Source organism: Pseudomonas sp. SMV7 (assembly GCF_052041995.1).
GTDB lineage: Bacteria > Pseudomonadota > Gammaproteobacteria > Pseudomonadales > Pseudomonadaceae > Aquipseudomonas.
In genome coordinates this window covers 1-12,764 of sequence record NZ_JBKGGT010000018.1, presented here as the reverse complement: position 1 = coordinate 12,764, position 12,764 = coordinate 1, and the positions used below count along the sequence as shown (strand labels likewise).

12 protein-coding genes are annotated in these 12,764 nt (G+C 64.9%); 6 read left to right on the top strand and 6 right to left on the bottom strand.

Features of this window, described 5'->3' with window-relative positions; genetic code table 11:
- Nucleotides 1–12 precede the first annotated feature (12 nt).
- Nucleotides 13–498, bottom strand: a complete 486-nt coding sequence (locus tag ACLEJP_RS19895; RefSeq protein WP_440809104.1) for a twin-arginine translocation pathway signal protein — start codon at nt 496–498, stop codon at nt 13–15.
- A 10-nt stretch (nt 499–508) separates the two neighbouring features.
- The gene (locus ACLEJP_RS19890) at nt 509–1,939 is read right to left on the bottom strand and encodes a coniferyl aldehyde dehydrogenase (RefSeq protein WP_440809102.1); all 1,431 of its coding nucleotides are present in this window, start codon (nt 1,937–1,939) and stop codon (nt 509–511) included.
- A gap of 150 nt (nt 1,940–2,089) precedes the next feature.
- Here ACLEJP_RS19890 and ACLEJP_RS19885 point away from each other — a divergent pair, with 150 nt between their 5' ends.
- Both ACLEJP_RS19885 and ACLEJP_RS19880 read left to right on the top strand, forming a co-directional pair.
- Nucleotides 2,090–2,755 (top strand): TetR/AcrR family transcriptional regulator, encoded by a 666-nt coding sequence (locus tag ACLEJP_RS19885; RefSeq protein ID WP_225780764.1) that lies wholly within the window; start codon nt 2,090–2,092, stop codon nt 2,753–2,755.
- A 35-nt stretch (nt 2,756–2,790) separates the two neighbouring features.
- Nucleotides 2,791–3,645 (top strand): sulfurtransferase, encoded by an 855-nt coding sequence (locus ACLEJP_RS19880; protein ID WP_440809099.1) that lies wholly within the window; start codon nt 2,791–2,793, stop codon nt 3,643–3,645.
- 49 nt (nt 3,646–3,694) lie between these two features.
- On the opposite strand, the gene ACLEJP_RS19875 is transcribed toward ACLEJP_RS19880, so the two are convergent.
- The 4 genes from ACLEJP_RS19875 to ACLEJP_RS19860 form a co-directional block, all read right to left on the bottom strand.
- A complete protein-coding gene (locus ACLEJP_RS19875) occupies nt 3,695–4,687 on the bottom strand; it encodes a hydrolase (protein ID WP_289133538.1) in 993 nt (330 codons plus the stop codon).
- 133 nt (nt 4,688–4,820) lie between these two features.
- Complete coding sequence (gene rsmD, locus ACLEJP_RS19870; protein WP_440809097.1) at nt 4,821–5,423, bottom strand: 16S rRNA (guanine(966)-N(2))-methyltransferase RsmD; 603 nt, start codon at nt 5,421–5,423, stop codon at nt 4,821–4,823.
- Complete coding sequence (locus ACLEJP_RS19865; protein WP_440809095.1) at nt 5,423–6,913, bottom strand: M16 family metallopeptidase; 1,491 nt, start codon at nt 6,911–6,913, stop codon at nt 5,423–5,425. Before ACLEJP_RS19865 ends, rsmD begins: the two co-directional genes overlap by 1 nt.
- A complete protein-coding gene (locus ACLEJP_RS19860) occupies nt 6,906–8,261 on the bottom strand; it encodes a M16 family metallopeptidase (RefSeq protein ID WP_440809093.1) in 1,356 nt (451 codons plus the stop codon). Before ACLEJP_RS19860 ends, ACLEJP_RS19865 begins: the two co-directional genes overlap by 8 nt.
- Before the next feature lie 231 nt (nt 8,262–8,492).
- On the opposite strand from ACLEJP_RS19860, the gene ftsY reads away from it, so the two are divergent.
- The 4 genes from ftsY to rpoH all read left to right on the top strand — a co-directional run bounded on the left by ftsY (nt 8,493) and on the right by rpoH (nt 12,687).
- Nucleotides 8,493–10,025, top strand: coding sequence for a signal recognition particle-docking protein FtsY (ftsY, locus tag ACLEJP_RS19855; RefSeq protein WP_440809090.1), 1,533 nt, complete (start codon nt 8,493–8,495; stop codon nt 10,023–10,025).
- Nucleotides 10,026–10,027: 2 nt separating this feature from the next.
- Nucleotides 10,028–10,699, top strand: coding sequence for a cell division ATP-binding protein FtsE (ftsE, locus tag ACLEJP_RS19850; protein WP_056794328.1), 672 nt, complete (start codon nt 10,028–10,030; stop codon nt 10,697–10,699).
- Nucleotides 10,696–11,721, top strand: a complete 1,026-nt coding sequence (ftsX, locus tag ACLEJP_RS19845) for a permease-like cell division protein FtsX (RefSeq protein ID WP_200626478.1) — start codon at nt 10,696–10,698, stop codon at nt 11,719–11,721. Before ftsE ends, ftsX begins: the two co-directional genes overlap by 4 nt.
- A 111-nt stretch (nt 11,722–11,832) precedes the next feature.
- Entirely contained in the window at nt 11,833–12,687 is an 855-nt protein-coding gene (gene rpoH, locus ACLEJP_RS19840) for an RNA polymerase sigma factor RpoH (RefSeq protein WP_170033417.1), read from the top strand.
- Nucleotides 12,688–12,764 lie beyond the last annotated feature (77 nt).

Sequence of the window (12,764 nt, the reverse complement as noted above, 5' to 3'; positions counted from 1 at the left end):
CTCTTGTTGTTTTCAGATCTTCGGTGGCCCTGGGTAGCCGCAGGCGGCCCAGGATTCAGGGCGTTCGTACCAGGCCATCTGCAGCAACTGCAAGAGCGAGGCGTGGCCCATGCGCAGCAGGTTCAGCGAGCTGTCCTGCCAACGCTGCAGGAAGGCCCTGGCTTGCGCGGGGCTGGCTTGTTCCCAGGCGCCCCAGACACCTGTCAGGGGGCCGCGGGTGAGCGGCAGGCTGAGCACGTCGAACAGTTGCCGGGTGAGCTTGAGCATCTCAGGTGACAGCGCCGCCAGCTTGTGGTCGAGGCTGTGCAGCACCAATGTTTCGGTGGCCTGTGTGTCGGCCAGGACCACCGGGATCAGCGCACTCAGTAGCGGCAGGTCATCGTCGCGCAATGCGTGGTAACCGGTCGCGGCTGTTTGTGCGCGGCAGCCGACCAGGCTGGTACCGGCCAGGATCAGGCTGGCGCCAAGGCTGAAACGCAGCAGATCGCGACGGTGCATGGGCCGGCCCTCAGCGGATGAATAGCTTGAAAACCAGGCGCTGCAGGGCTTTGCCATAAGGCGGGTAGACCAGCCGCGCGGCATTGAAGCGTTGCTTGGCCAATACCGCCTTGGCCTTGCTGAAGGTGAGGAACCCGTCATGGCCGTGGTAGTGGCCCATACCCGAAGGGCCGATGCCGCCGAACGGCAGGTCGTCCTGGGCTACGTGAAGCAGGGTGTCGTTCAGGCACACGCCGCCGGAATGGGTGTGACGCAGCACCTGCTCCTGGCCGGCGCGGTCATAGCCGAAGTAGTACAGCGCCAGCGGGCGTGGTCGTTGGTTGATGTAGGCCAGCGCCTGTTCGAGACCGTCGTAGGGCACCAACGGCAGCAGCGGGCCGAAGATCTCGTCCTGCATCACTTGCATGTCGTCGTGCACGTCGAGCAACAGGTGCGGCGGCAGGCGCCGACCCTGGCGGGTTTCGTTGGGGTAGATGTCCAGCACCTGCGCGCCCTTGGCGCTGGCATCGTCCAGCAGGCCCTGCAAGCGCTGCAGCTGGTACGGGTTGATGATGGCGGTATAGTCGGGGTTATCGGCGATGCGCGGGTACAGCCGGCGTACCGCACGCTGATAGGCGTCGGCGAAGGCCTGTAGCCGCTCGCGCGGCACCAGCACGTAGTCGGGGGCGACGCAGGTCTGGCCAGCATTCAGGGTCTTGCCGAAGGCGATGCGTTCGGCGGCGCTGTCCAGCGGTATGTCGGCCGAGACAATCGCCGGCGACTTGCCACCGAGTTCCAGCGTGACCGGAGTCAGGTTGTGTGCCGCAGCCAGCATCACCTGACGCCCGACGCTGGTGGCACCGGTGAACAACAGGTGGTCGAAAGGCAGGCGGGCGAAGGCCTTGCCCACCTCGACTTCGCCAAGCACCACGCTGACCAGGTCGCTGGGGAATACGCGCTCCAGCAGCTGTTTCAGCGCGCGGCCACAAGCCGGTGTGGCTTCGCTGAGCTTGAGCATGACCCGGTTGCCAGCGGCCAGGGCGCAGGTCAGCGGGCCGATGGCCAGGAACAGCGGGTAGTTCCACGGCACGATGATGCCGACCACGCCCAAGGGTTGATAGCGCACCTGCGCGCTGGCGGGCTGGAAGGCCAGGCCGACCCGGCGCCGGCTGGCGCGCATCCAGCGTTGCAGGTGTTTTTCGGCGTGGCGCAGGCCCTGCACCGAAGGCAGCAGTTCGGCCAGCAGGGTCTCGTTGGCGCTGCGCCCTTCAAAGTCCTGGCCGATGGCTTCGATCAGCTCCGCCTGGCCGGCCAGCAAGGCCTCGCGCAGGCTTTTCAGCCATTGCCGCCGCTGCGCCGCGGGTGGCAGCGGGTTGCCGGAAAAGGCCCGGCGCTGAACAGCGAACATCGTCGCCAGGTCGGTGTCGGATTGCACAGGAGGCAGGGCACTAGGCGAGTTCATGGCAGTGGCGAGTCCGGGCGGGAAATCCTTAGAGCCTATACTCTAAACCGGGCGATGGTGCGACTTTTTCCGCGCATTCATGCGGTGCATTCCACCGCCAATACGCCGTAATATGACCTTTTGATGAAGCCCGCAGACTGGGAGCCGAGCATGGCGCCGCGCATGAAGACCCGAGAGCGCATCGTGCAGAACAGCCTTGAGCTGTTCAACCAGCAGGGTGAACGTAGCGTCAGTACCAACCACATTGCCGCGCACATGGAAATCTCACCCGGCAACCTGTATTACCACTTCCCCAACAAACAGGCGATCATCGCCCTGTTGTTCAGCCAGTACGAAGAACTGGTGGACAGCTTCCTGCGCCCGCCGCAAGGTCGCCCAGCGACCGTGGAAGACAAGCGCTTCTACCTCAAGGCCCTGCTGGCCGCAATGTGGAACTACCGCTTCCTGCACCGTGACCTCGAGCATCTGCTCGACAGTGACCCGGAGCTGGCCGCCCGTTACCGGCGCTTTTCCGAGCGCTGCCTGCGCCAGGGCCAGGCCATCTACCGCGGCTTCGTCGAGGCGGGGATCCTGGCCATGGTACCGGCGCAGATCGAATCGCTGACGATCAACGCCTGGATCGTGCTGACGTCCTGGGTGCGTTTTCTCAGTACCACGCGGGAGCACTCCGCGCATTTGGGCGAAGAAGCCTTCAAGCGCGGCGTCTATCAGGTGCTGGTGCTGGAGCTTGGCTTCGTCACCGAGAATGCCCGCAGCGCCGTGGACGCCCTGTGTCAGGAATTCCATGTACCGTTCAACCAGGCCCTGGCGCAGTAGCCCGGGGCCCTAGTGCCCTCGATCAGGAGATTGTCATGCCCCTTGCGCAATTGATCACCCCGCAGCAGTTGGCCGAGCGTCTGGGTTCGGCCAAGTTGGTGATACTCGACTGCCGCTTTGCTCTGGAGGATGTGGACTATGGCCAACGCAGCTACGCCCAGGGGCATATTGCCGGGGCGCATTTTGCCGACCTGGAGCGTGACCTGAGTGGGCCGGTGAGCAAAGGCCGCACCGGGCGCCACCCGTTGCCGGATGCGCAGCGGCTTGTTGAACGCCTGCGCGAGTGGGGCCTGGACAATGACAGCGAGGTGGTACTGTACGACGACGGCCCTGGCGCCTTTGCCGCCCGGGCGTGGTGGTTGCTGGCCTGGCTGGGCAAGCGCAGCGGTGTGGCAATCCTCGACGGCGGGCTGAAGGCCTGGCATGCGGCGCACCTGCCGCTGAGCCTCGACCCGCCAGCCAAGCGGGAAGGCACCTTCACAGGTGAGCCGGACGCCAAGCTGCTGATCGATGCCGGGCATCTGGCCAAGCGCCTGGGGGCAGACGACCTGACGTTGCTCGACGCGCGTGCCTTGCCGCGGTTTCGTGGGGAAGTGGAGCCGATCGACCCGGTGGCGGGGCATATCCCGGGCGCCCAGTGCGCAGCGTTCACCGACAACCTGGGGGCTGACGGGTGCTTCCTGCCGGCGGAGCAGCTCAGGCAGCGCTTTGCCGAGAAGCTGGCCGGGCGCGCGCCTGAGCAGTTGGTTGCGTATTGCGGATCAGGGGTGACTGCTTGCCATAACCTGTTTGCGCTGGCGCTGGCGGGGTATCCGCTGGGCAAACTGTATGCCGGGTCCTGGAGTGAATGGATCAACGACCCGGCGCATGGCGTAGCGACCGGCGAATGAGCAGGCCTGGCCTCAGCGCCGGTTTGCCGGCGCTGAGGCCGTTACTGCTTTACTGGCCTTGCAACAGCCACTGCGGAATCCGCCGCTCCAGGTAATACCCTGGGTTGCGCAGGCTGCCATCGACGAACCCCACGTGGCCACCCCGTTTGTGCAGCTCGAAACGGGTCTGCGGCGCCAGCTCACGTGCCGTGGGCAGGCTGTGGTCTGAAACGAATGGGTCATCGCTTGAATGGATGATGAGGGTCGGCGTGCGGTTGCTGCCCAGGAAAAAGTGGCTCGATGAACGGCGATAGTAGTCGTGCACATCGCGAAAGCCGTTCAGTGGGGCAGTGACCTTGCCATCGAAGTCCCAGAAAGTGCGCAACTTGCCCAGCGGCCCCAGCCGTTGCAGTGTCGCCAGCCGTTCATGCTGGCCATTGTCGTGAAAGTGGCGCTGCTTGAGCTGCACGTACGCCAGCATCTCGCGCATGAAATGCGCCTGGTACACCTTCGAGAATCCCTGGCCGATACGGTCGGCGCAATGGTCCAGACGAAACGGCACCGACACCGCCACTGCCGCTTCCAGCTGGCTGGCGACGCCGCTTTCACCCAGGTACTTGAGCAGCACGTTACCGCCCAGCGAGTAGCCCACCGCATACAACGGTGCCAAGGGGCGCTGGGCACGCAGGTGGCTGACGATTTCTGCGAGGTCTTCGCTGGCACCGGAATGGTAACTGCGCGGCAGCAGGTTGGGTTCGCCCGAACAACCACGCCAGTTGACTGCCACGCTGGCCCAGCCGCAGCCTTGCAACGCCTGCTGCAAGCCTTTGACGTAGGGCGAATGCGATGAGCCGGTCAACCCGTGCAGCACCAGTACCAGGGGCGCATGGGGCTGGTGCGGGCCGTGCCAGTCCAGGTCGATGAAGTCGCCATCGGCCAGCCACAGTCGCTCGCGGTTGCGCGGCAGGTCGGGCAGCTTGCGCCACAGTGGCCCCCACAGGGTTTGCAGGTGAGGGTTGGACAGGCCGATGGCCGGGCGGAATGTGGCACTGGAACTAGGCATGCTGGGCGACTCGTGATGTGCCTGCCTAGAGTGCCATGAAACAGCGCCACTGTACGTGCGCTATTGGTCGGTAGGGGGCAGTTGCAGCGAGGGCAGGCGGGTCGGCCATCCTGGCCAACCCGCGGTTACCCGGTCAGCCGCGCTGCCAGAGTGCGTAGTATACCTGGCCGGTTTTCTTCTCGCGGTGCAGGCGCCAGTTGCCAGGCAGCTGCAAGGTCGACGGCGCGCTTTCGCTTTCGGTGTAGACCCAGGCCTGTTCCTGCAGCCACTGGTTCTGCTCCAGCAGGTTACAGGTGTTGGCCAGCAGGTCCTGATGGAACGGCGGATCGAGGAACACTACGTCGAATTGCTGCTTGGCCGGACCCTGCAGATAGCGCAGGGCATCGGTCTGCAGGATCTGCCCGCGTGGGCAACGCAGGATTTCGAGGTTGTTCTTCAGGTTGGCGATGGCGGCCGGGTTGCTGTCCAGCGCTACGGCGTCCTCGGCCCCGCGGGACAAGGCTTCGAGCACCAGGGCACCGCTGCCGGTAAACGCGTCCAGCACACGGGCGCCCTCGATATGAGGGGCCAGCCAGTTGAACAGGGTTTCGCGCACGCGGTCAGGCGTTGGCCGCAGGCCTTCGCCATCCGGAACCGCCAGGCGGCGGCTGCGCCACTCGCCGGCGATGATACGCAGGTGACCCTGGCCCTTGCTCTGGCCCGGTTGCGGGCGGGCGGGAGGGGTGGTTCTTGGCATTAGTGCTCCGGTACCCCGAGCGCTTGCCCGGAGGGTTTGTCGGTAGGTGCTGGCAGCGGTTTCTGTGGCACTTTCGGGCCCACGGTGACGATCACCAGTTTATCGGCTGACAGGTGTTTGTTCATGGCCGCCTTGACCTGTTCGACGGTGAGCGCCTGGGACTGCTGCATGAAGTCCTCCAGCCAGGTCAACGGCAGGTTGTAGAAGCCAATTGCGCCCAACTGGCCGACGATGCTGGCGTTGCTGGCATTGGACAGCGGGAAGCTGCCGGCCAGCTCGCGCTTGGCATCGTCCAGCTCTTGCTGGGTGGGACCGGCCTTGAGGTAGTCGGCAAGAATGTCCTGCACCAGCTTGAGTGTGCCTTCGCTCAGCTCGGCACGGGTCTGCAGGTTGATCATGAACGGGCCGCGTACCTGCATCGGGCTGAATGCCGAGTATACGCCGTAGGTCAGGCCGCGTTTCTCCCGTACCTCGGCCATCAGCCGGGTGCCGAACGCGCCACCGCCGAGGATCTGGTTGCCCAGTGACAGGGCTGGCCAGTCCGGGTCCTGGCGATCGATACCGAGCTCGGCCAGCATCAGGTGGGTCTGCTTGGACGGGAAGTCGATGTGGGTGAGGCCTGCCTTGGCTTCAGTGGGCTGGGCGGGGGCAGCCAGTGCCGGGCCCTTGGGCAGGCCGGCGGACACTTGGGCGGCGATGGCTTCGGCCTCGGCGCGGCTGAGGTCGCCGACCAGGGCGATGACTGCGTTGCCACCGGTGTAGGCTTTGGCGTGGAAGGCGCGCAGCTGGGCCAGTGTGATGCCGTTGATGCTTTCCGCAGTACCGTCGCTGGGGTGGGCATAGGGGTGGTCGCCATAGAGCCTGGCGAACAGGGCCTTGCCAGCGATCTTGCCGGGATTCTGCTTGTCGTATTCGAAGCCGGCCAGCATCTGGTTCTTGATGCGCTTGAGGGCGTCTGCCGGGAAGGTCGGTTTGCCGGCCACCTCGGTAAACAGCTTCAACGCCGCGTCACGCTTGTCCTTGGCGCTGAGGCTGCGCAGCGAGGCCACGGCCATGTCGCGGTAGGAGCCGTTGCCAAAGTCTGCGCCCAGGCCTTCGAAGCCTTCGGCAATGGCGGTCACGTCCTTGCCGGCCACACCTTCGTTGAGCATGGCGTTGGTCAGGGCCGCCAGGCCTGGCACGCCGCCATCCTGGCTGCTACCGGCGGCGAAGGTTACGCGCAGGTCGAACATGGGCAGCTCGCGGGCTTCGACGAACAGCACCCGGGCGCCTTCAGCGGTATTCCAGTGCTGGATGTTCAGCTGGCGCCGGCTGGGCGCCTTGCCATCCAGCTCGGCCAGCGACTGCAGGGTCTTGGCCGGGCGTGCGGCGTTGCTTTCAGCCTTGGCGATGTTGTCGGCCATGGCCGGGCTGGCCAGCACGGCCGCCAGGGCCAAGGCACGGATACCGGTGGCTAGCAGGGTTGTGCGTGGTGCGCGGCGGTCACTCATGAGCGGACTCCTCGGGCAGTACATGGGCAACGCTCAGGCGTTCGCGGGTGAAGTAGGTGCGCGCGGCGTTCTGGATGTCCTGCGGGGTAATGCGCTCGAGCTCCTCCAGTTCGGTGTCGATCAGCTTCCACGACAGGCCGACGGTTTCCAGCTGACCGATGGTGGTGGCCTGGCTGCTGATGGAATCTCGGTCGTAGACCAGGCCGGCGATGACCTGGGCGCGCACGCGCTCGAGTTCCTCGGTGCTGGGCGGGGTGGTCTTGAGCTCATCCAGCAGCTGCCAGATGCCCTTTTCCACGTCCGCCAGGGACTTGTGCTTCTGCACGTTCGGTGTGGCCGAGATCAGGAACAGGCTGTCGCCGCGGGTGTAGGCGTTGTAGCTGGACGAAGCGCCGGCCACCAGTTCCTGGCCACGCTCCAGGCGCGCCGGCATGCGCGCGCTGTAGCCGCCGTCAAGCAGCGCCGAGATCAGGCGCAGGGCATGTACCGTGCGTGGGTCCTTGGCAGTGGCCAGGCCGGGGACGTTGAAGCCGTAGATCAGGCTGGGCAGTTGGGTGCGTACGTGCAGGGTCAGCTGGCGCTGGCCGGGCTCGGCCAGTTCCAGGGGCAACTTGGCTGGCGGCACGGCACGCCTGGGGATGCTGCCGAAGTACTTCTGCGCCAGGGCCTTGACCTCGTCGACGCTGACGTCGCCCACGACGACCAGGGTGGCATTGTTGGGGGCGTACCAGGATTCATACCAGCGGCGCAGCTCTTCGACCTTCATGCGTTCGAGGTCGGCCATCCAGCCGATGGTCGGCGTGTGGTAGCCGCTGGCCGGGTAGGCCATGGCGCGGAACAGCTCGAATGCCTTGGCGTTGGGCTGGTCGTCGGTGCGCAGGCGGCGTTCTTCCTTGATCACCTCGATTTCGCGGCTGAACTCGTCGGCTGGCAGGCGCAGGCTGGCCAGGCGGTCGGCCTCCAGCTCCAGGGCCACTGGCAGGCGGTCGCGCGCCAGCACCTGGTAATAGGCGGTGTAGTCATCGCTGGTAAAGGCGTTTTCCTCGGCACCGATGTCCCGCAGGATGCGCGATGCCTCGCCAGGGCCGACCTTGGCACTGCCTTTGAACATCATGTGTTCCAGCGCGTGGGACAGGCCGGTCTGGCCCGGGGTTTCGTAGCTGGAGCCAACCTTGTACCAGATCTGCGAGACCGCCACCGGGGCGCGATGGTCCTCGCGCACGACCACTTTCAGGCCGTTGTCGAGGATGAATTCGTGGGTGGGTTGCACATCGGCGGCGAAGGCTGCCAGCGGCAGGCACAGCGTGCCGAGCAACAGGCCTGCGGCGCGGCGGGCTAGAGCATTCATACGGTGTTTAACCTGTTCGGCGGCCCGCCGGGTTTAGCGTCGGTGGGCCAGGAGGTGCTAGGATACTGATCCGGTTGCCTGGCGACCATGCCTGTCGCCGTTCTGGCCCACAGGACATCAAGACAAAACGTTGCGCATGAACCAGCCGGCTTCAAGATAGTCTGTTCTGCGTAGAGAGAATTCCCGATGCGCCGTAGCTGGCCCATCGCTACCCTGAGATAGCCGTCTTCCATGTTTGGTTCCAACGACGACAAAAAAGCACCGGCCGAGGCTGGTGAGAAGAAAGGCCTGTTCAGCTGGTTTCGCAAGAAGCCGCAGCAACCTGCGGAGGCGGGCTCGCCCGCGCACGAGAGCCACGCCGTCGAGCAGCCTGCAGCCGCTCCGGTAGAGGCCCCTCTCGGCGAAGCGCCGCAGGCCGCTGAGCCCGTCCAGGCCCCCGCGACCCCGGTACAGGTCGAGCCGCAGCCGCTCGCCGAAGCCGCCCAGCCCCCGGTAGCCCAGGCGCCGACACCCGAACCGGTGGCTTCCCAGCCGTTGCAGGCCCCCGAGCCTGAAGCGGTCGCCTCCCAGCCACTGCTGGCGCCAACGCCGCAGCCGATTGCATCCGTACCCTTGCAGACGGCTCCGGTCGAGCCTGCTGCCGTGGTCGAACCTGCTGCGCCGGTCAGCAACCTGGTACTGCCGGTCGCTGAGGAACCTGTGGCGCTGGTGCCGGACCTGGAGCCGAAGGCCCCGCCGGCCATCCCGGAACGCCCGGCACCAGAACCCGTCGTCCCTGTGGCAGTCGCCGCAGCGGCCGTCGAACCGGCACCGGCACCTGCACCGGCCGAGCAGGCCAAGCCCGGCTTCTTCGCACGCCTCAAGCAGGGCCTGTCGAAGACCAGCGCCAGCATCGGCGAGGGCATGGCCAGCCTGTTCCTGGGCAAGAAAGTCATCGATGACGACCTGCTCGACGAAATCGAGACCCGCCTGCTGACCGCCGATGTCGGCGTGGAAGCGACCTCGACCATCGTCCAGAACCTGACCCAGAAGGTCGCCCGCAAGCAGCTGGCCGACGCCGACGCCCTGTACAAATCGCTGCAGGAAGAACTGGCTGCGTTGCTGCGTCCCGTCGAACAGCCGCTGGTGGTGCAGGCGCAGAACAAGCCTTACGTGATTCTGGTGGTTGGCGTGAACGGCGCCGGCAAGACCACCACCATCGGCAAACTGGCCAAGAAGCTGCAACTTGAAGGCAAGAAAGTGATGCTGGCCGCCGGTGACACCTTCCGTGCCGCGGCGGTCGAGCAGTTGCAGGTGTGGGGCGAGCGCAACCAGATCCCGGTGATCGCCCAGCACACCGGGGCCGACTCCGCCTCGGTGATCTTCGACGCCGTGCAGGCTGCCAAGGCCCGTGGCGTCGACGTGCTGATCGCCGATACCGCCGGCCGCCTGCATACCAAAGACAACCTGATGGAAGAACTGAAGAAGGTCCGCCGGGTTATCGGCAAGCTCGACGCCGAAGCACCGCACGAGGTGCTGCTGGTGCTGGATGCCGGTACCGGCCAGAACGCCATCAGCCAGGCCAAGTACTTCAACCAGAGCGTCGAACTGACCGGCCTGGCCCTGACCAAGCTGGACGGCACCGCCAAGGGTGGGGTGATCTTTGCCCTGGCCAAGCAGTTCAAGCTGCCGATCCGCTTTATCGGTGTTGGTGAAGGCATCGACGACCTGCGCACCTTCGAAGCCGAGCCGTTCGTGAAGGCTCTGTTCGCCGAGCGAGACTGACCATGATCCGATTCGAACAGGTTGCCAAGCGTTATCCCAATGGTCATGTGGGTTTGCATGAGCTGAGTTTCCGGGCGCGCCGGGGCGAATTCCTGTTCGTCACCGGCCACTCGGGTGCTGGCAAAAGTACCTTGCTGCGTCTGCTGCTGGCCATGGAACGTCCGACCAGCGGCAAGCTGATGCTGGCCGGGCAGGATCTGGGGCAGATCAGCAATGCACAGATCCCGTTCCTGCGTCGGCAGATTGGCGTGGTGTTCCAGAACCATCAGCTGTTGTTCGACCGCACGGTGTTCAACAACATCGCCTTGCCGCTGCAGATACTCGGTTTGTCCAAGGCCGAGGTCGCCAAGCGCGTGGACTCGGCCCTGGAGCGCGTGTCGCTGGCCGACAAAGGCGAGCTGTTCCCGGCCGACCTGTCCACCGGCCAGCAACAGCGGGTGGGTATTGCGCGCGCCATCGTGCATCAGCCGGCCCTGCTGCTGGCCGACGAACCGACCGGTAACCTCGACCCACGCCTGGCTGCGGAGATCATGGGCGTGTTCGAGGACATCAACCGCCTGGGCACCACGGTATTGATCGCCAGCCACGACCTGGCACTGATTGCGCGCATGCGCCACCGCATGCTGACCTTGCAGCGCGGCCGCTTGATCGGCGATGGGGAGGCCGGGCAATGACCACTACACGCACACCAAAAGTTTCCGAGCGGGTCGCGCCGAAGCCGGCCGATCCGCAACCGGCAAAGAAAAAACACGGTGATGACGATGACGGCCCGGATTTCCGTACGCTGCTGCACGCCTGGCTGGAAAGCCACCGTGCCAGCCTGGCCGACAGTCTGCGCCGTCTGGGCAAGCAGCCGATCGGCAGCTTCTTCACCTGCCTGGTGATGGCGGTAGCGCTGAGCATGCCCATGGGGCTGTCGCTACTACTGAAGAACGTCGAAAAGCTTGGCGGCTCGTGGCAGCGTGCCGCGCAGATTTCGTTGTACCTCAAGCTCGACGCCGGAAGCCGCGAAGGCGAGGCGCTGCGCGACGAGATCAAGGGCATGCCCGGTGTGGCTGACGCGCTGTATGTCAGCCGCGAGCAGGCGCTGGAGGAGTTCCAGCAGCAGTCCGGCCTGGGCGAAGCCCTGCGTGAACTGCCCGACAACCCGCTGCCAGGCGTGGTCGTGGTGACCCCTACCGAGGTCGACAAACCGGCGCTGGAAGCCTTGCGTCAGCGCTTGTCCGAGCTGCCACGGGTCGAGGTGGCGCAGCTCGACCTGCTGTGGGTCGAGCGCCTGGCGGCGATCCTCAAGCTGGGTGACCGTTTTGTCTTCGGCCTGGCTGTGATGCTCATTTCTGCCTTGCTGTTAGTAATCGGTAACACAATTCGGCTACACATTGAAAACCGCCGCACCGAGATCGAAGTGATCAAGCTGGTCGGCGGCACCGACGCCTACGTGCGCCGGCCTTTCCTGTACATGGGCGCCCTGTATGGCCTGGGCGCGGGCCTGTTGGCCTGGGGTATCCTGGCGTTTGGCCTGAACTGGCTGAACGAGGCGGTGGTAGGGCTTTCCGGGCTGTACGGCAGTGACTTCGCCCTGGGCGGAGTGCCGGCGTCCGATGGTCTGTCGCTCTTGATCGGAGCGGTGCTGTTGGGGTATATCGGTGCATGGATTGCAGTCGCCCGCCACCTGAACGAGCTGGCGCCGCGATAGTTTTTAAGTGCCAGCATTGACAGATTCTTCACTATGGAACTTGTACCGTCGTTCCAGGTCAATGTTGGCAGCGCCCACAAGGCGCGAGTCTGGTAAGTCGGAGGTTCTTGAATGACCACATCGTTGCAACCTGCCTATGCCCTGGTACCCGGTGCAAACCTGGAAGCCTACGTGCACACGGTCAACAGCATTCCGCTGCTGACGGTCGAGCAGGAGCGTGATCTGGGCGAGCGTCTCTATTATGAGCAGGATGTCGAGGCCGCTCGCCAGATGGTGATGGCCCACCTGCGTTTCGTCGTGCATATCGCCCGTAGCTACGCCGGCTACGGGCTGGCCCAGGCCGACCTGATCCAGGAAGGCAACGTCGGCCTGATGAAAGCCGTCAAGCGCTTCAACCCGGAAATGGGCGTGCGCCTGGTGTCCTTCGCCGTGCACTGGATCAAGGCAGAGATCCACGAATTCATCCTGCGCAACTGGCGCATCGTCAAGGTGGCCACCACCAAGGCCCAGCGCAAGCTGTTCTTCAACCTGCGCAGCCAGAAGAAGCGTCTGGCCTGGCTGAGCAATGACGAAGTGCACCGTGTGGCGGAAAGCCTGGGTGTCGAGCCGCGTGAAGTGCGCGAGATGGAAAGCCGCCTGAGCGGCCAGGACATGGCCTTTGACCCGGCAGCGGAAGCTGACGACGACAGCGCCTTCCAGTCGCCTGCGCACTACCTGGAAGACCACCGTTACGACCCGGCGATGCAGCTGGAGGATGCCGACTGGAGCGACAACTCCACCAGCAACCTGCACGAAGCGCTGCAAGGGTTGGACGAGCGTAGCCGCGACATTCTGTACCAGCGCTGGCTGGCGGAAGAGAAGGCCACGCTGCATGAGCTGGCGGACAAGTACAGCGTTTCGGCTGAGCGGATTCGCCAGCTGGAGAAGAATGCGATGAACAAGGTCAAGGCATTGATCGCTGCCTGATCGAGCTATGGTTGAAAGAAAGCCGCTGGCCCTGATCGGGTAAGCGGCTTTTTTTTGCGCAAGCCTTGAGGGCCTCT